Annotated in this window: 16 protein-coding genes; 3 read left to right on the top strand and 13 right to left on the bottom strand. The window is 64.0% G+C overall.

Annotated features, from left to right (window positions below):
- Positions 1-32 precede the first annotated feature (32 nt).
- Together MOV74_RS03920 and MOV74_RS03915 are read left to right on the top strand one after the other, a co-directional pair.
- Complete coding sequence (locus MOV74_RS03920; protein WP_246918092.1) at positions 33-686, top strand: ubiquinol-cytochrome c reductase iron-sulfur subunit; 654 nt, start codon at positions 33-35, stop codon at positions 684-686.
- Positions 687-816: 130 nt separating this feature from the next.
- On the top strand, positions 817-2,544 hold the full coding sequence (locus MOV74_RS03915) for a methanol/ethanol family PQQ-dependent dehydrogenase (RefSeq protein WP_246918130.1): 1,728 nt from the start codon (positions 817-819) through the stop codon (positions 2,542-2,544).
- 257 nt (positions 2,545-2,801) lie between these two features.
- Here the strand turns inward: MOV74_RS03915 and MOV74_RS03910 are convergent, their stop codons facing one another.
- From MOV74_RS03910 to xoxF5, 7 genes are all read right to left on the bottom strand, one after another.
- Positions 2,802-3,065, bottom strand: coding sequence for a hypothetical protein (locus MOV74_RS03910; RefSeq protein ID WP_246918091.1), 264 nt, complete (start codon positions 3,063-3,065; stop codon positions 2,802-2,804).
- Positions 3,066-3,119: 54 nt separating this feature from the next.
- On the bottom strand, positions 3,120-5,432 hold the full coding sequence (locus MOV74_RS03905) for a molybdopterin cofactor-binding domain-containing protein (protein WP_246918090.1): 2,313 nt from the start codon (positions 5,430-5,432) through the stop codon (positions 3,120-3,122).
- A 1-nt stretch (position 5,433) separates the two neighbouring features.
- A complete protein-coding gene (locus tag MOV74_RS03900) occupies positions 5,434-5,886 on the bottom strand; it encodes a (2Fe-2S)-binding protein (RefSeq protein WP_246918089.1) in 453 nt (150 codons plus the stop codon).
- 633 nt (positions 5,887-6,519) lie between these two features.
- Positions 6,520-7,083: an S-(hydroxymethyl)glutathione synthase gene (gene gfa / locus MOV74_RS03895; RefSeq protein WP_246918088.1), complete on the bottom strand. Its 564-nt coding sequence runs from the start codon at positions 7,081-7,083 to the stop codon at positions 6,520-6,522.
- A 33-nt stretch (positions 7,084-7,116) separates the two neighbouring features.
- Positions 7,117-8,226 carry an S-(hydroxymethyl)glutathione dehydrogenase/class III alcohol dehydrogenase gene (locus MOV74_RS03890; RefSeq protein ID WP_246918087.1) on the bottom strand — a complete coding sequence of 370 codons (1,110 nt, stop codon included), beginning with the start codon at positions 8,224-8,226 and terminating at the stop codon, positions 7,117-7,119.
- A gap of 64 nt (positions 8,227-8,290) precedes the next feature.
- On the bottom strand, positions 8,291-8,821 hold the full coding sequence (locus tag MOV74_RS03885) for a c-type cytochrome, methanol metabolism-related (RefSeq protein WP_246918086.1): 531 nt from the start codon (positions 8,819-8,821) through the stop codon (positions 8,291-8,293).
- Positions 8,822-8,892: 71 nt separating this feature from the next.
- Positions 8,893-10,698: a lanthanide-dependent methanol dehydrogenase XoxF5 gene (gene xoxF5 / locus MOV74_RS03880; RefSeq protein WP_246918085.1), complete on the bottom strand. Its 1,806-nt coding sequence runs from the start codon at positions 10,696-10,698 to the stop codon at positions 8,893-8,895.
- 514 nt (positions 10,699-11,212) lie between these two features.
- Here xoxF5 and MOV74_RS03875 point away from each other — a divergent pair.
- Entirely contained in the window at positions 11,213-12,181 is a 969-nt protein-coding gene (locus MOV74_RS03875) for a helix-turn-helix domain-containing protein (protein WP_246918083.1), read from the top strand.
- Positions 12,182-12,245: 64 nt separating this feature from the next.
- On the opposite strand, the gene MOV74_RS03870 is transcribed toward MOV74_RS03875, so the two are convergent.
- The 6 genes from MOV74_RS03870 to MOV74_RS03845 all read right to left on the bottom strand — a co-directional run bounded on the left by MOV74_RS03870 (position 12,246) and on the right by MOV74_RS03845 (position 18,143).
- On the bottom strand, positions 12,246-12,671 hold the full coding sequence (locus tag MOV74_RS03870; protein ID WP_246918081.1) for a hypothetical protein: 426 nt from the start codon (positions 12,669-12,671) through the stop codon (positions 12,246-12,248).
- 126 nt (positions 12,672-12,797) lie between these two features.
- Positions 12,798-13,799, bottom strand: coding sequence for a tripartite tricarboxylate transporter substrate binding protein (locus tag MOV74_RS03865; RefSeq protein ID WP_246918079.1), 1,002 nt, complete (start codon positions 13,797-13,799; stop codon positions 12,798-12,800).
- 108 nt (positions 13,800-13,907) lie between these two features.
- Entirely contained in the window at positions 13,908-14,921 is a 1,014-nt protein-coding gene (locus MOV74_RS03860) for an FUSC family protein (RefSeq protein ID WP_246918077.1), read from the bottom strand.
- 263 nt (positions 14,922-15,184) lie between these two features.
- Positions 15,185-16,114 carry an ABC transporter substrate-binding protein gene (locus MOV74_RS03855; RefSeq protein ID WP_246918075.1) on the bottom strand — a complete coding sequence of 310 codons (930 nt, stop codon included), beginning with the start codon at positions 16,112-16,114 and terminating at the stop codon, positions 15,185-15,187.
- The gene (locus MOV74_RS03850) at positions 16,111-16,455 is read right to left on the bottom strand and encodes a c-type cytochrome (protein ID WP_404979110.1); all 345 of its coding nucleotides are present in this window, start codon (positions 16,453-16,455) and stop codon (positions 16,111-16,113) included. The genes MOV74_RS03855 and MOV74_RS03850 overlap by 4 nt, the downstream gene beginning before the upstream one ends.
- Positions 16,456-16,478: 23 nt before the next feature.
- Complete coding sequence (locus tag MOV74_RS03845) at positions 16,479-18,143, bottom strand: methanol/ethanol family PQQ-dependent dehydrogenase (protein ID WP_246918074.1); 1,665 nt, start codon at positions 18,141-18,143, stop codon at positions 16,479-16,481.
- Positions 18,144-18,229: the final 86 nt, after the last annotated feature.

Below are 18,229 nucleotides of genomic sequence, written 5' to 3'. Positions count from 1 at the left end.
TTTCGGCAGAGTTCCAGCGCCTGCTTGTGGACATGTCCCGCGCATCGTTCACGACCGACTCCTCATCGTCCGGGAACTCCACGGAGCCGAACGCCGACGCGTGCACCGAGCAGACGCGGCGAACTGTGCTGCTCGGTGCGCTCGCCACCACAGCCTGCCTCGGCTGTTCCGCGCATGCGCGTGCGGATGAGGATCCGCCCGGCTCCGACGAACGACCTCAAAAGGGCGATGTGCTCGTCTTCTCCGAAGGCGACAAGGAGGGAAAGCTCGTCACCGCGGCCGACCTGCCTGCTGGCGGACCGCCGGTGCATGCCTGGCCGAAGGATCCCAAGACATCGGTGGTGCGCAGTGCCTCCCGGCTCAACGAGATCCTGATTATCCGGCTCGATCCCGCCGAGCTCGACGAGAAGACCCGCGCGCGCGCCGTCGAGGGCATCATCGCCTATTCGGCGATCTGCGCTCATGCCGGCTGTCCCGTCACCGCCTGGGTGAAGAGCGATGTCGGCGACAAGGAGGTGTTCAAGTGCATGTGTCACAACTCCGAATATGATCCTCGTGCGGGCGCACAGGTCGTGTTCGGGCCGGCACCGCGACGGCTCGCGGCGCTGCCGTTGGCGCTCGCTGACGACTCGCTCAGCGTCGCCGGCAACTTCATCGGAAAGGTAGGTGGCGCGCAGCCGGGATGATGGACAGTGCGGGCCCGCGCCCGCGTCACGAGAGGCCGCATCCGCCGATGGGCGGACGGCGGGACGAACGACAAGAATTCAACACAAGAATTCAAACGGATGAAAAAGGGGAACGTCCATGAAAACTTCCATGACCAGGAAGCAATGGTTATTGTCCGGCTTTGTCGCCTTCACCTGCCTCGTTTCGACCGCCGCCGTGTCGGGCCCGATCGAGAATTACGCACCGGTCACCGCGCAGCGCCTGGAGAATCCGGAACCAAGCAACTGGATGCTTTATCGGCGCACCTATGACGGGCACGGCTACAGCCCGCTCGACCAGATCAACACCTCCAACGTGAAGAACCTCACGCCGGTCTGGACCTTTGCCACCGGCGTCGTCGAAGGCCACGAGGCGCCGCCGATCGTCAACAACGGCGTGATGTTCGTGGCGACCCCGATGGGGCAGGTGATCGCTCTCAATGCCAAGACCGGCGACGAATACTGGCGCTACAAGCGGCAACTTCCCGACGATCTGTTCCAGCTGCATCCGACCAGCCGCGGCGTCGGCCTCTGGGAGGACAAGCTCTTCCTCGCCACCACGGACGACCACGTCGTCGCGCTCGATGCCAAGACCGGCAAGGTGGTGTGGGACACCAAGGTGCAGGACTACAAGAAGGGCCAGTACATGACCCTGATGCCGCTGATCGTCGACGGCAAGGTCATCGTCGGCGGCTCCGGCGGCGAGTTCGGCGTGCGCGGCTATATTGCCGCCTACGACGCCAAGGACGGCAAGGAGCTGTGGCGAACCTTCACCATTCCGGGCGAAGGCGAGCCGGGCCATGACACCTGGCAGGGTGACGACTGGAAGAACGGCGGCGGCTCGGCATGGATGACCGGCAATTACGACAAGGAAACAAAGACGATCTATTGGGGCGTCGGCAACGCTGCGCCATGGCCCGGCGAGACCCATCCCGGCGACAATCTCTACACCTCCTCGGTGCTCGCGCTCGATCCCAACACCGGCAAGATCAAGACCTATCACCAGTATCACCAGAACGATTCCTGGGACTGGGACGAGGTCGACGCGCCGATGCTGATCGACCTGCAACGCGACGGCCGCAACATCAAGAGCCTGGTCCATCCTGGCCGCGACGCGATCTTCTGGATACTCGAACGCACGCCGACCAAGATCAACTATGTCGCCGGCTGGCCGTTCGTTTCCACCGACGTCTGGAAGGGGATCGAACCCGAGAGCGGCAAGCCGATCGTCGACCCCGCGCACAAGCCGGTGATCGGCAAGCGCGTCGAGTTCTGTCCGTCGCTGTGGGGCGGCAAGGACTGGCCGTCGGCGGCCTATAGCCAGAAGACAGGCCTCGTCTACGTGCCCGCCAACGAGAATTTCTGCGGCGGCTTCACCGGCGAGAAAGTCGCGCTCAAGCCAGGCGAGCTCTGGCTCGGCACCAAGCCGGAGGACATCGGGCTGAAGACGAAGCCGGGCGCGGATCATTTCGGCGAACTGCAGGCCTGGGATCCCGCGACGGGAAAGAAGGTGTGGCAGCACAACTTCCCGAAGTCGCAGCTGTTCGGCTCGGTGACGGCGACCGCGGGCGATCTCATCTTCGTCGGTGGCACCAATGACCGCAACTTCCGGGCCTTCAATGCCAAGAGCGGCGAGCTCCTCTGGGAGCAGAAGACCAATTCCGGCATCATGGGCATGCCGGTGTCCTATGAGATCGACGGCACGCAGTACATCGCGATCCAGTCAGGGTGGGGCGTGGACGCGCAGCGCATCCAGGATGCGCTGGTGACCAACAACATCGGGATCGAAGCCAACGTGCCGCAAGGCGGCGTCATTTGGGTGTTCGCACTGAAGAAGTAGCTCCGCGGGCGGATCGAAAGAAGCGGAGCAGCAGGGGGGTGGCGAATGCGGCGGACGGCAACGTCCGCCGCATTTTTGTTGGGGGCTGGGATTGCCAGCGCGCCACGTATTCGTCGTCAAGCCCGGGCTCGTCCCGCCTGCGCGGCCGAAGCCGCTTCGGCGAGGCGAAGGCCCGGGCATTCACGTTGTTCGTGCCGCGGCCAAGGCTGTGGGTGGCCGGAATAAGCCCGGCCATGACGGCATGAGGTGCGCAAGGCTCACTTCCCCTGACGGTCGACCTTGTCCTTTTCCTTCTGGTTCATCTCGCGAATCTTGGGATCGGGATTGTGCTGCCCGGTGGTCTGCGTGGTCGAGGCGGGCGGGGCGCCGGCGTTGGGAAGCGAGTTCTGGTCCGGCGCGGTGGGGCGCGTCGCCGTTGTCGGCGGCGTCGTATTGCTCTGGGCGAATGCGCCCGCCGCGGCTGTCAAAAGAAAGGCGCCCGACAGCAGCGAGACTGCGAGCGCCCTGGAGATGTTGGTCATCGATCTGCTCCTGTCAGATCGATGGAAACGGCGGGAGACCGCTTGTGTTCCGACTCAGGCCTCCAATTGCTTGCCGATCGGTAGCGAGCGGATACGTTTTCCCGTCGCGGCGAAGATCGCGTTGATCAGCGCCGGCGCGAATGGCGGCACGCCGGGCTCGCCGACGCCGCTGGGCGGCGTGTCGGGCCCGGGCGGCACGATGTAGACGTTGGTCACGACAGGAGATTCGTCGATCCTGACGACCTGGAAGTCGTCAAAGTTCTTCTGCTCCACCTTGCCGTCCTTGAAGCTGATCTCGCCGTATTTGGCGAGGCTCAGCCCCATGATCGCGGCGCCCTCGATCTGCGAGGCGATGCGTTCGGGGTTGACATAGGTGCCGCAGTCGATCGCCGTGTCGACCCTTGGCACCGTCAGCTTGCCCTTGTCGTCGACGGCCACCTCGACGATGGTCGCGATGTAGCTGACGAAGCTGCGATGCACCGCAATACCGAGACCGTGGCCCTTCGGAACCTGGCGACCCCATCCGCCCTTCTCGGCGACCAGCTCGACGACCTTGCGAAGGCGCGCAGTGTCGATCGGGTAGCTGTCCTGGGGCTCGCCATAGTTCCAGAGGTCCTTCACGTCAGGCTTGACGATGCGGGGCGAGCCGATCAGCTCGAGCAACATGTCTTTCTGGTCGCGCCCTGTCGCCTGCGCGATCTCGCCGACCATCGACTGCACCGCGAAAGCGCGCGGAATGTTCGAGACCGAGCGGAACCAGCCGATGCGGGTATGCGCGGCGGCCTCCGGATTCTCGCACGAGATATTGGCGATCTCGAACGGCATGTCGACGAGGCCCATGCCGATCTCGAACGGCGCTTGATGCACAGTGCCGGCGGCGAAGGTCGAGGCGATGCTGGGAGCCACGCTGCGGTGGCGCCAGGCAATCACCTTGCCGCTCTTGTCGAGGCCGGCCTCGATCCGCTCGACCGAGACCGTGTGCAGGAAGCCGTTATGGATGTCATCCTCCCGCGTCCACTGCACCTTGACCGGTGCGCCGAGCTCCTTCGACAGCAGGGCGGCCTCGAGTGCAAAGTCGCATTTCGACTTGCGGCCAAAACCGCCGCCGAGCAGGGTCACGTTGACGGTGACGTTGCCTTCGGGAATGCCGAGTGTCTTGGCGACGTCTTCGCGGGTGCCGCCCGGGCTCTGCACCGGCGCCCAGATCTCCGCCTTGTCGCCCTTGACGTCGGCGACCGCCACCGGCGGCTCCATGCTGACATGGGCGAGATGCGGGAGGTAGTACTCGCCGACGATCACCTTGTCCGCGCCCTTCAGCGCAGCATCCGCATCGCCCTCCTTGCGCAGCACGAGGCCGGGCTTGCGCGAGGCCTCCTCGAGCTCCTTGCGGTAGGCGACCGAGTCGTATTTGCCGTTGGCCCCGTCGTCCCAGACCAGCTTCAGCGCATCGCGGCCCTTGATCGCCGCGCCGGTGTTGCGCGCGATCACGGCAACGCCGCCGAGCGGCTGGAACTTCGACGGCCACGGCCAGCCTTGAACCTTCATCACCTTCTCGACGCCGGGGACCTTCAGTGCCGCGTCCGGATCGAACGAGACCAGCTTGCCCCCGGTCACCGGCGGGCGCGCGATCACGGCATATTTCATGCCCGGCAGCCGCACGTCTGCGCCGTAACGCGCCTTGCCGGTGGTGATGTCGTGGAGGTCGACCATGCCGACCTGCCCCTTGGTGAGATAGCGGAAAGCCCGGGGGTCCTTCAGCTTGAGCCCTTCGATGCTGGGCACCGATTCCTTGGCGGCGTCGGCGGCGAGCTCGCCGAAGCCGAGCTTGCGGCCGCTGGCGCTGTGGACGACCTCGTGATTGACCGCCTTGACCTCGGTCGCCGGCACGCCCCAGCGCTTCGCGGCGGCCTGCTCCAGCATGGTGCGGGCCGAAGCGCCGATCTGGCGCATCGGCATCAGATAATGCCGCGTGCTGCGCGAGCCGTCGGTATCCTGGTTGCCGAACTTCACCTCGTCGCCATGGGCCTGCTGCACCTTGACCCTGGACCAGTCGGCTTCCATCTCCTCTGCCACGATCAGCGGCAGGCTGGTGCGCACGCCGGTGCCCATTTCCGAACGGTGCCCGACGATGGTGACGATGCCGTCCGGGCCGACCGAAACGAACACGCGCGGATCGACCACGACGCCATGCGGCATCTTGCCGGCACCGGTCTCATAGGCAAGCGCCTGGCGCGACATCACGGGCGCGGCGAGCACGAAGCCGCCGGTGACGCCGAGCCCCTTCAGGATACTGCGGCGCGAGACCTTCTCGACCCTGACGTGCTTCTCGAAACCGCGAAGCTTGCGGGGATTGTCGATGAAATTCATGTCACACTCCCGTCGATGCGAGATGGACCGCGTTCTCGATGCGTTGGTAGCAGCCGCAGCGGCAGATGTTGCCGGACATCGCCTCGCGGATCTGATCATGCGAGGGCTTTGGGTTCTCCATCAGAAGCGCGGCGGCCTGCATGATCTGGCCGGCCTGGCAGAAGCCGCATTGGGGCACGTTGACCTGGCGCCAGGCCTTTTGCACCGGATGATCGCCGTTCGGATGCAGCCCTTCGATCGTGGTGACCTCGCGGCCGGCGACGTCGTTCACCGACGTGACGCAGGCCCGTACGGCCTCCTTGTCGACGATGACGGTGCAGGCGCCGCACAGTGCCTGGCCGCAGCCGTATTTGGTGCCGGTCAGCCCGGCCTCGTCACGCAGGAACCAGAGTAGCGGGAGATCCGGGTCGCCGTCCCAGCTCTGTTCCTGGCCGTTGATCTTCACCTTGATCATGATCGTCCCTCGCTCTTCATAAGCATGCCAAATTGAGAACCCGCCGACGCCAGTCGGCTCAATGCCAGTTGCGTCGCGTCGTCACATTCCGGCCCAGGATCCTGCACGGGCAGATCCCGGCAGGGGCAGGAACGCGAATCTCGATGTCTGGATGTGTTCGATACCTCCCGTTTTTGTTCTTAATTGATTGCATTTCGCGCGGCATCGTGACGGCGCGATCGTAACAGGGATCGCGCCGGCCCGGCGTTCACAGCCGGGTGTTCTCACCGGGAAAAGATTGTATCGATGGTTTGTCAAAAGCAGGGCGTGTCATCGCGCCGCGTGGACCGCGCGTTCGCAAACAGGCGGTGCAACGAAAAAAAGCTTCGTCCGCCAGAAAGACTGCGCGGACGAAGCAGGATGCCTCAGTCGAGGGAGGGAGAAACGCAGGGCCGGGACTTCAAGACGGAAGTTGGCGGCGCCGCGCAGTCATTCAGAGACCAGGACTGAGGGAGCTAGTCACCCTCGTATACGCGTAGATTGCAGAGGCTGCGGCAGCGCCGCGATCGTCCCGGGGCCGGAGCCCGTCCGGTTCGCTGGCACTGGTCGAGGCCAGCGAGCGGACGGGGTTCGGCGAACGTCTGGCGGCCTTGCTTAAGCAGCTTTGGCTTTGGCAACGTGGGTCGCGAGCGCGTCCATTAGCGCCGGTGACAGGCAATCATAGGGCTCGAGCCCGATTTCCTTCAGCCGCGAACGGATGCCAGCCATCTGCTCCGGCTTCACGCCCGCTTCGATCACCGAGGAGACGAAGGCGGCGAATTGCGGCGCCTGCGAGCCCTGCTCCTGGAACAGCTCGGGATGGATGAAGTCGAGACCGTAGAACGCGTGGCCCGTGTTTTCGATGCGGCCGTACAGGTGCGTGCCGCAGGCCTTGCAGGCGTGACGCTGGATCACCGCGGAGGGATCGACGACCTGGAGCTTGTCGCCGTTCTCGAGCACGGTGACGTTCTGGCGCGGCACCACGGCGACGACGGAGAACATCGCGCCCTGCGGCTTCCAGCACTTGGTGCAGCCGCAGGCGTGGTTATGCGCGACGTCGCCCTTGATGCCGACCTTGACCTGGTGGTCCTTGCATTTGCAGGCCAGCGTGCCGCCGGCGAAGCTGCCGCTGCCCTGTTTGAGGCCGTTGTCGATCGTAGGGTGGAGTGCAACAGTCATGGGTCGATCCTCCTTGGGGGTGACGCTTTCGAGCTAGAACACGACGACTGAACGGATGGATTTGCCCTCGTGCATGAGGTCAAAGCCCTTGTTGATCTCCTCGAGCTTGAGCACGTGGGTGATCATCGGATCGATCTGGATCTTTCCGTTCATGTACCAGTCGACGATCTTCGGCACGTCGGTGCGGCCGCGCGCTCCGCCGAAGGCCGTGCCGCGCCAGTTGCGTCCGGTGACGAGCTGGAACGGGCGGGTGGCGATCTCCTTGCCGGACTCGGCAACGCCGATGATGATCGAGGTGCCCCAGCCGCGATGGCAGGCTTCCAGCGCCTGGCGCATCACCGTGGTGTTGCCGGTGCAATCGAAAGTGTAGTCGGCGCCACCGTCGGTGAGGCCGACGAGATGCTGGACGATGTCGCCGGTAACCTTCTTGGGATTGACGAATTCAGTCATGCCGAACCTGCGGCCCCAATCCTCCTTGGCGTCGTTGATGTCGACGCCGATGATCTTGTCGGCGCCGGCCATCTTGGCGCCCTGGATCACGTTGAGGCCGATGCCGCCGAGGCCGAACACGACCACGTTGGAGCCTGGCGTGACCTTCGCGGTGTTGACGACGGCGCCGACGCCGGTGGTGACGCCGCAACCGATGTAGCAGCTCTTGTCGAAGGGGGCGTCCTCGCGGATCTTGGCGACCGCGATCTCCGGCAGCACGGTGAAGTTCGAGAAGGTCGAGCAGCCCATGTAATGGTAGACCGGCTTGCCCTTGTAGGAGAAGCGGCTGGTGCCGTCGGGCATCACGCCCTTGCCTTGCGTCGCGCGGATCGCGGTGCAGAGATTGGTCTTCTGGCTGAGGCAGCTTTTGCACTGCCGGCATTCCGGCGTGTAGAGCGGGATGACGTGGTCACCCGGCTTCACCGAGGTCACGCCGGGACCGATCTCGCGGATGATGCCTGCGCCCTCATGGCCCAGGATCGACGGGAAAATTCCCTCGCTGTCGAAGCCGTCGAGCGTATAGGCGTCGGTATGGCAGATGCCCGTCGCCTTGATCTCGACCAGGACTTCGCCGGCCTTCGGGCCTTCCAGATCGAGCTCGACGATCTCGAGCGGCTTCTTGGCCTCGAAAGCGACGGCTGCACGTGTCTTCATCGTAAACTCCTCAGATTCTCGTGGGGCGCCAAGAGGTCGTCTCGGCAGTCCTCGTAGCGTAGCTTCACTTCTTGCCCATGCAGGCGTCTTCCGCCTTGGTGTAGGCCTCTGTCTTCTCCTCCTTCTTGGAGGGACGCTGCCGGCCCCATGCTTCGGTGGAGCGGGCGCGCAGATAGACGTACAGGTCGTCCATGTAGCAGGCGACGTTCGGATTATCGCCGAAGGCCGGCATGACGTTCTCCTGCGCGGTCGAGATGTTCTTGCGACCCGAGGCGACCACGCCGAGGAAATCGCCATAGCTCATCGTCTTGACGGAATCCTTGAGCGCCGGCGCGTAGGTGGAGCCCATGCCGTCCGGGCCATGGCAGACGTGGCAGTCGGAGTGATAGCGGCGGTATCCGGAATAGGTGAACCAGTCCACGGTGCCGTCCGCCGAAATCTTGTAGGTCGGGATTCCTTCCTTATCGAGCCACTTGCCGTCGTCTTCCTTCTTCACGGCGGTCGGGTCGCCCGGATCGTCCGCGACCGCAATTCCTCCGGACGCAACCAAGATCGTCACAGCAATGACAGAGCAGATTTTACGCAAGAGATTCATCCTCGAAGGAACCCGGGGGAGACGAGCCGGCGCGTGGAGTTAATCCACGCGCCGGAGCGATGCTGATGGGCCTAGTTCGGCAGCGCGAACACGGTCAGCGTACCGCCGAGTGCCGTGTAGTTGCTGAGGGCCGCGTAGCCACCGACTGCGCCGAGACCTGCGGTCGGATCGGTCAGACCGGCCGCCAGACCGATGCCGGCCCAGCCGCCGACGCCGGAGAGCACTGCGACATACTGCTTGCCGCCGTTCTCATAGGTCGTGACGTTGCCGATGATGCCGGAGGGAGTCTTGAACTTGTAGAGCTCCTTGCCGGTCTTGGCGTCGACCGCCTTCAGGTAGCCTTCGAGCGTGCCGTAGAACACCACGTTGCCGGCGGTTGCGAGCGCACCCGACCAGACCGAGAACTGCTCCTTGTTCGACCAGACGATCTTGCCGGTCTTGCCGTCCCAGGCGATGAAGTTGCCCATGTGGCTTTCACCCTGCGGCGGATACATCGAGAGCGTCGCGCCCACATAGGGCTGGCCCGCGGTGTAGCTCACCTTGAACGGTTCGTAGTCCATGCAGACGTGGTTGGTCGGAACGTAGAACAGTTGCGTGTCCGGCGAGTAGGCTGCCGGCTGCTCGTCCTTGGTGCCGAGCGCGGCCGGGCAGATGCCCTTCACGTTGTGGTCCTCGCCCGCCTTGTCGGTCGAAGCTGCGTCGAGCACCTTCGGACGGCCGTAGGTCGGCGAGTTCTTGTCCATGTCGACGCCGGAGGTCCAGTTCACCTTCGGATCGTACTTTTCGGCGACCAGAAGCTCACCGTTAACGCGATCGAGGGTATAGGCGAGGCCGTTACGATCGAAATGCGTCAGCAGCTTGCGCGGCTGGCCGTTGATCGCCTGATCCGAGAGGATCATCTCGTTGACGCCGTCATAGTCCCACTCGTCGTGGGGCGTCATCTGATAGACCCACTTGGCAACGCCGGTATCCGGGTTACGCGCCCAGATCGTCATCGACCATTTGTTGTCGCCGGGACGCTGCTTCGGATTCCAGGTCGAGGGGTTGCCCGATCCGTAATAGACCAGGTTCAGCTCGGGATCGTAGGAGATCCAGCCCCAGGTGGCGCCGCCGCCGATCTTCCACTGATCGCCTTGCCAGGTCTTGAGGCTCGAGTCCTTGCCGACCGGCTTGCCGAGCGCGGTGGTCTTCTCGGCGTCGACCAGAATCTGGTCATCCGGGCCTTCCGAATATCCGCGCCATGCCAGCTTGCCGGTCTTGATATCGTAGGCCGACATATGAGCCTGGACGCCGAACTCGCCGCCGGAGATGCCGATCAGCACCTTGTCCTTGATGACCATGGGCGCCGACGTGCCGGTCTCGCCCTTGCTGGGGTCGCCATTCTTGGCGGTCCATGCGACCTGACCGGTCTTGACATCGAGCGCGACGAGGGTGGTGTCGGCTTGATGCAGGAAGATCTTGCCGTCGCCGTAGGCCAGGCCACGGTTAACCGTGTCGCAGCACATCACCGGGATAACGTTCGGATCCTGCTTCGGCTCGTACTTCCAGACGATCTTGTTCTCCTGCGAAAGGTCAATAGCGTAGACCTTGTTTGGGAACGGGGTATGGACGTACATCATGTTGCCGATGATCAGCGGGCCGCCCTCATGGCCGCGCAGCACGCCGGTCGAGAAGGTCCAGGCAACCTGGAGCTTGCCTACGTTCTGTGCGTTGATCTGGTTGAGCTTGGAATAGCGGGTATTGGCGTAGTCACCGGTCGGCATCACCCAGTCTTTCGGGTTCTGCGACATCTTGATCAGCTCGTCATTGGCCGACGCGCTCCCGACGGCGAGAGCCGCCGCTGAGCCAAGAAAGGTCGCCAGTAGCACCTTGCGCATAGTCATTCCTCCGTTGGTCTCGTTTATTGTTTCCGAAGCATTAGTGATTCACCGGGCTTCTCGTCCGGCGTCTGCTCGTGCAGGGCGGTCACGTTTGGGACCAGAAACGATGCTGGGCTGTCTCCTCCTCCTGATGAGAGCCACGGGTCCGCGTGCAGCGCGGCCCGTTCTTATTGTTCCTGCCGCAATCCCTAACGACTTCGTCATCGGGAAACTTGCCCAAGAGAGAAGCCGGTTTGCTTGACAGCGCACGGAGGAAAAGATTTTGATTTTGCAGTAGCGAATTCAGCGGCTTCCGCGCGGCATCGAGGCCGCTTTCAGCGGTCAGGTTCCCCTTGACGGCGCTGCAACTAAGGCGGAGGATTAACTTTCAAGGGTGGCAATGGAACGATGGCGCTCGTGCCAAGAGACCGCTCAAATTCGAGGTAAACGTCACGCAATCACGGCTGAGGGCTCCGGCAGCGCTGGTCGCGATTCGCGTCGAATCTCCGGATCCAAACCAGTGGCTGGATTAATGTCCGACACCATTCACACGCTCTCGACGACCGGTATGACGCCGAAGCGCCAGATCCAGAGCTGGATCGACGGGCTGACGAGCCTGTGTGGGCATTTCGACGTCGATCCGCTGGAGGCGTCCTCGCTCGAAGGCCGCATCGACTACACGAGCGTCTCGCGCCTCAAGCTCTGCCAGATCGAGGTGAGCCAGCATCGCATCGCGCACACGCTGGCGCGCGCCAAGGCCAATGAACACCCCTACATCAAGATCCACTTCCAGACCTACGGCGTGTCCTATTTCGAGCAGGAAGGCCGTCACATCGAAATCAACCCCGGCGATATCATCGCCTATGACGTCTCCTGCCCGCATTCGATCATCAGCCCGGCCTTCACGCGTCACGACGTGGTGATCGTGCCGAAGGCGCTGCTGCGCGACCGCGGATTCCCGTCGCAGCGAATGCCCGCCTGCAAGCTGTCGTCGAAGACGGGCACGGGGCGGATCGCACACGATTTCGTCCATGCGACCTTCGACGAGGCGGCCAAGCTGTCGGCGAACAGTGCGGTCGGCGTCGCCGATTCGCTGATCGACCTGTTGCTGCTGCCGCTGCGCGAAGCCGACACGATGTTCGACCGGGTCGGGCCCGAGGCGATGTATGTGCGCGCGCAGTTCTTCATCCGCGAGCACCTGCGCGATCCGGATCTGTGCATCGACCAGATATCGACCGAGCTCGGCTGTTCCAAGCGCTATCTGCACATGCTGTTCTCGGAGCGCGGCACCACGGTGAGCGACTACATCTGGCAGGCGCGCCTGCAGAACTGCCGCCAGGAGCTCGAGGCTCACGCCGGCAAGACCATCACCGACGTCGCGTTCTCCTGGGGCTTCTCCAGCTCATCGCATTTCAGCCGGGTGTTCCGGAAATACTTCGGCGTGGTGCCGTCCTCGATCCACAAGGCCCAGCAGGGCGCGGCGGCCTCGGGCGAGCATTAGGCGCTTTTCGAGCGCATGCTCTAGGCGGTAATAGTCGGCGCGGTCGCGCGGCTGTGGCGCTATTTCACGCGGACGTGGCGATATAGGGAATGCCGGCCACGAGGGCGACGAGCACCACCGCGTTCCCCAGCATTCCGCTCCAATGCAGCCGGCGCAACCGACGCGGGGCGTCGGCATCGCCAGCGTCCCTCGCGCTGAGCTGGTCGTCCACTCTTTGCATGAACCAGCGGCGTCCCCCGATCGCCAGGGCAGCGATCATGCCTACGCCCAGCGCGGCAAGCAGGCGGCCGTCGACGAGGAGGGCCACGGTTCCAATGACGCCGGCGACGCGCATTACCAGAAAATGGGCGTTGAACATTCCGCGCAGCAACTGGGCGACGGGCTGAATATCGAGCCTCACCAGCAGGAAGGCGGGCGAGGCCAGGGTGAAATAGCCCATCGGAAAAAGCAGAATGACCATAACGGCAACGGCGACTGCATCCGGTGTCATGCGATCGGCCCTTCTCGTCCACAGAGGTGCGCAATCATAGCGGGAAAGTGTGCTTGCGACACTAGGCTTTGGCCGGACTCCGGGTCGGAAAGGGAGCAACCGGCGCGCCGGCCACGGCTCGGAAGTTTAGGCCGGCTCGAGGCCGAGCGACTTTGCGCTCTCGATCCAGATCGGCAGTTCGCGCTGATACAGTTCGTTGGTCTCCTTGAAGCCGATCGCGGGTTCGAGCACGAAAGTGGCGAGAACCTCCTTCACTTTCGGATCGCTGTTGGCCGCGACGCAGAGCTCCGCCAGGCGGTCGACGATCGGCTTCGGCGTTGCCTTGGGCACGGCCCAACCCGAAAAGCCGCTCACGGTGAAGAATTTCGAGGTGGCGCCCTGCTCCGGGAGGGTCTTGATGGCAGGGATCGCGTCGACCTTCTTCGAATGCACCGCGAACACGGTGCCGCGGTCGCTTTGCAGGACCGACTGCGCCGCCGTGTAGCTGCCCATCGCGGCATCGAGCGTGCCTTCGAGCATTCCCGTCCACATCGGGGCCTCGCCGCGGTAATGGACCGGCTCGATGTTGAGGCCGTACTGCTTGTTGAGCTCGTGGATCGTCATGTGCGGGGCCGAGCCGGCGCTATAGGTGCCGAAGTTCACCCTGCCGCTCTTGCGCGCGAAGGCGACGAAATCCTCCAGCGTCTTGACGCCGGTCTTGGGGTTCGCGACCAGCAACAGGCCGGCGCCCGGGATGACGCTGACGAGCGTCAGATCCTTGTCCATGTCGTAGCCCGGATTCTTCATCACCACCCGGTTCATGATGTAGGTGGTCGAGATCGAGCACAGCATTGTGTGGCCGTCGGGCTCGGCGCGGGCGACCTCCGCCGTGCCGATCGCGCCGGAGGCGCCCGGCTTGTTTTCGACGACCACGGTCTTGCCGACCTGCTTGGAGATGAATTCGCCGTAGGCGCGCGCAAGAAGGTCGGTCTGCCCGCCGGCGGGATAGCTGCAAATCATGCGAATCTGTCGCGCCGGCCAAGTGCCTTGGGATGCAGCTTGCGCCGAGGCGCCGCGCGCAACGAAAGGCATCGTGAATGCGCCGGCTCCGGCGGCGATGAAGTGGCGGCGATCGATTTTTGTGGACATGATTCTCTCCCGGTTCCGGGCAGGGTACTGCACCTGACCGGCGCTGCCATGGGCGTCAGGCGAGACAGATTGGCGCATTCGAAAGGCTGTGCTGCGTCTGTTCGGGCGTCATCCGGACGATCGCACCTTTCGCATGACACGCTGCCAGACGATTTCGGTCAGGGCCACCGCAATCAGGCCAAAGGTGCCGCCGATCAGCACGTTGGCGATACGCTCCTCCGCGATTCCGCTGGCGCCGCCGGCGAAAGAAGCGGCCAGCGCAATGAAGAAGCAGCGCAGGCCGAAGCCGACGATGTAGCGGGAGAAAGAGATCAGCGTGAGGGTGGCGGCGAGAACCGCGAGGGCATAGCCGACCCGGCTTTGCGGCAGCACGATTCCGGCGAGGAAGCCAAGCGGCACGCCCACAAGCGCGCCGATCGCGCGCTGCTTCAGCTTGTCGGTGGAGGCAGCGAGATCGCCGACCACGACGCTCGCGGCCGACCACATCACCCATTGTCCCTGCGCGAGGTCAAGGATCTCGACCAGCACCGCCGCGGCGAACACCGCCATGGCCGTTGCCGTCGCAGGGAGAAACCATCCGGCGGCGGGCAACCCGAACGAGGTCGCCGCGCCATCGCGTTGCTGGTCGTAGATCCGGATACCGCAGACCAGCGCCAGCGCAATCGGAGAGGACGCGATGATCAGGCCGGCGTGGCGCAGCGCTTCCGACGCGCTTGCGCCCTCCCGCACCTCGCAGGCGAGATAGACCGCGGGGATGAATACCCAATTGCCCAGTGTGCGGAAATGCTCGCCATGGCGCGTCGCCGCCACCGCGAGGAAACCGGCGAGCGCCGTCAGCACTGCGAAGAGCGGCTTGACAGGGCTTGCGAGGAAAAGCGCGGCAAAGGTGACGAGGATGGCGAGATAGTGCCAGGCGATGACCTTTGGCGGCAGCTTCAGCCGGAGCGCCGGAATGAGCAGGGAGACAGCGACCAGCCCGAGATTGAGCAGTGCCGTTTCACGCGCGATGAAATAGGCGCCGACCATCGGGCCGACGACGATCAGCGCTCGCGACAGTTCGCCGGGCTTGAGCTCGCGGGAGAGGACGTCGCGCAGGCCTGCGGCGGAGGTTGGCGAATTCACAGGGCACCAAAGGGCGAAATGAAACCGCAGGCATCTTACGGTTCGCCGCATGGCCAGACCAGCTTGGAGACGTTGGTCTTTGCTCCGTCATTGCGAGGAGCGAAGCGACGAAGCAATCCAGGGTCTCTCCGCGGAGAGATTCTGGATTGCTTCGCTGCGCTCGCAATGAGGATGGAGAGGCAGTGCGAGCGCCGTATCTCGCTCTTCTTCCCCGGCTCTGCGGAGCGTCACTGCGCGCCGCACCGCGTCCGGACAAGAGAGCCTCACCGCTGAATGATCTTCGTCCAGACGTCGCCCAGAATCGCCGGCTCGCGCGGCGGCAGATAGGTGAGGCCGGCCTGTCTGCCGAATTCGGCGATCCTGCCCTCGGCCGCGAGGGCGCTCAGCGCCTTGTTGACGGCATCGATCAGCGCGCCGTCGCGGGCAAGCCCGACATAGCCGCGATTGGCACCGATCGGGTAGTAATAGCCGGACGCCGTGAGCGCACTGTCGGGGTGCGCGGCGCGATGGGCGTCGAAGCGCGCAAGGTCGATCAGCGTCGCGTCATGGTCGCCGCGCTGGAGCGCGCCGAGGAGATCGTCGCGGCCGGGGACGAGATGGGTGATGCCGTCGATCAGCCGCCCCTTGTCGAAGGTCATCAGGATGGCGTCGCCGAGCGAGCCGCTTTCGATGACCAGACGAAGCCCAGTGAGATCGCCGATGTCGCCGATCTTGCGGCCGCTTGCCTTCGGCCCGAGCACCACCGTCATCGGCGAATAGACGTAAGGCTGGCTCGGCGCGAGCACGCCGAGCGCGACACGGCGCCGCCGATCGTCGCGCGTGGCCCCGCCGAAGTCAGGCAAGCGCGCCGTCTTCATCCCGGGGACGACGAGCGAATCCTGCGTCAGCGCATAGCCGCCGACGAGAGAGCAGCGTCCATCCGAGAGCAGCGCGTTGGCCTCGAGCTGCGGGCTGGAATCCTCGTCCAGCTTGCTCTCGAACCACTGGATCGCCAGCGGTCGTCCGAGCCGCTCCGCGATCGCCTGTGCCAGCAGCACGTCGAAGCCGGCATCCGGCTTGCCGCGCTGATGCATCGAGAGCGGCGGCCGGTCCTCGTCGAGGCAGATCTTCAGGGGATCGTCGGCCGCAAGCGCGACCGACGCCATCGTCGACAGAACGGCAGCGAGGCTCCATGCTGCATGCCGGCCCCTCATGGTTTTCTCCGGCTGGAGATGAAGGCCCAGAGATCGCCGATCTGGTCGTCGCTGAGGATGTCGCCCCAGGGCGGCATCTTGTTGTTCTTGCCGTTCTTTACCGTGGTGACGAAGCGCGTCTTGTCGTCGGGGAAGACGCGCAGATCCGGTGTGATGGTCCCGGAGTTCATCAGGTTCGGGCCATGGCAGTGCGAGCATTTCTCGGCATAGGTCGACTTGCCGTGGTCGATCTGCGCCTGCATGGGATTGCTGGTTGGCTCGTCGGCGGCACGAACGGTCGCCGCAAGCGCGACCGTCAGCACCAGGGCGGCGGCGAAGATCGCCGCCGCCCTGTCAAACATGTCTCTCAGCATCATGCCGCGGATTACTGCTTGACCGCAAAGACCCACAGCGAGCCGCCGGGCGGCACCTTGGCAAGCCGCTCGTCGCCGGAGAACAGCGAGTAGACACCGCCATAACCGCTGGTCACCGCGACATACTGCACGCCATCCTGCTGCCAGGTCACCGGCTGGCCCTCGATGCCGGACCCGGTCTGGAACTGCCAGAGCTTCTTGCCGGTGTCGGCGTCGAAGGCCTCGAACTCGCCGGTCAGTGCGCCCGAGAATACGACGCCGCCCGCGGTCGACAGCACGCCCGAGAAGCGTGGAATGTCGCTCGGCGCTTCCCACTTCGACTTGCCGGTCATGGGATCGATCGCCTTGAGGTGACCGCGCGGTCCGTCCCCGAACTCCCAGGGATCGGTCAGGTCCATGCCGAGATACCATTCACCCTGCTTGAAGGTGACGGGCTCGGCCTTGTACCTGCCGCCGAAGGCGAGCGTGTTGGCGTAGGCAAGGCCGGTCTGCGGATTGAACGACATCGGCTCCCAGTTCTTGCCGCCGAGGATGGAGGGATAGACCGTCACCTTCTTGCCCTCGCGCGCCTCCTTGGCGACGTCGGTCTCGATCGGACGGCCCGTCTTCATGTCGACGCCGGTCGCCCAATTCACCTTCACGTAAGGATTGGCCGCCAGCAGCTTGCCGTTGGTGCGGTCGAGCACGTAGAAGAAGCCGTTGCGGTTGGCGTTCATCAGCGCCTTGGTCGGCTTGCCCTCGACGTTCACGTCCGCGAGCACCATCTCGGCGACCGCGTCATAATCGAACGGATTGTTCGGTGAGAACTGGTAGTGCCACTTGATCTTGCCGGTCTTGGGATCCATCGCCAGCACGGAGCAGGTGTAGAGATTGTCGCCGGGGCGGACTGCCGAATTGAACGGGCCGGGATTGCCGATGCCCCAATACACGGTGTTCAGCTCGGCGTCATAAGAGCCGGTGATCCAGGTCGAGCCGCCGCCGAGCTTCCAGGTGTCGCCCTTCCAGGTGTCGCCGCCGGGCTCCTCCTGCGAGGGAATGGAATGGGTGCGCCACAGGTGCTTGCCTGTCGCCGGATCCCAGCCGTCGATGAAGCCGCGCGTGCCGAACTCGGCGCCGGAGATGCCGGTGATGACGACGCCGTCGGCGACCAGCGGGGCCACCGTCATCGAATAGCCTTCCTTGATGTCGGCGGCCTTCTGACGCCACAGCTCCTTGCCTGTCTTTGCGTCAATCGCGATCACGTTGGCATCGAGCGTCGTACGAAACAATTTGCCATCGTGGATTGCGACGCCGCGATTGATGATGCCGCAGCAGACGATTCGGGGCGTCTCGGCGGGATATTCGATCTTGCTCTTCCAGATCTGCTTGCCGGTCTTGGCATCCACCGCCATGGTCGCATTGTGCGAGGTCACGTAGATCACGCCCTGATAGACTATGGGCTGCGATTCCTCGCTGCGATCGTCGTTGAAAGAGTAGTTCCAGACCGGGACAAGGTTCTTGACGCTGTCCTTGTTGATCTGATTCAGCGTCGAGAAGCGCTGCAGATTGTAGCCCATCCCGTAATTGAGAACGTTCGATGTATCGGTCGCGCCTTTGACCAACTGCTCGGTGGTCTGTGCGCTTGCACAAGTCGATGCAAGCATAACGAGGCTCGCGGCCATCGCAAAGCGTTTCATCCGTTCCTCCCAATATGCGCGCCTTTTGACGCCGCGGAAGCAAATCTCCGTCGGAAACCAAAACGCGTCAATACGAAAGTCGTAAG

The organism is Bradyrhizobium sp. SHOUNA76 (genome assembly GCF_023006445.1).
In the GTDB taxonomy this organism is placed as follows: Bacteria; Pseudomonadota; Alphaproteobacteria; order Rhizobiales; family Xanthobacteraceae; genus Bradyrhizobium.
The sequence above is the reverse complement of the archived record's forward strand: the minus strand, read 5'-3'. Positions and strand labels throughout refer to the sequence as shown.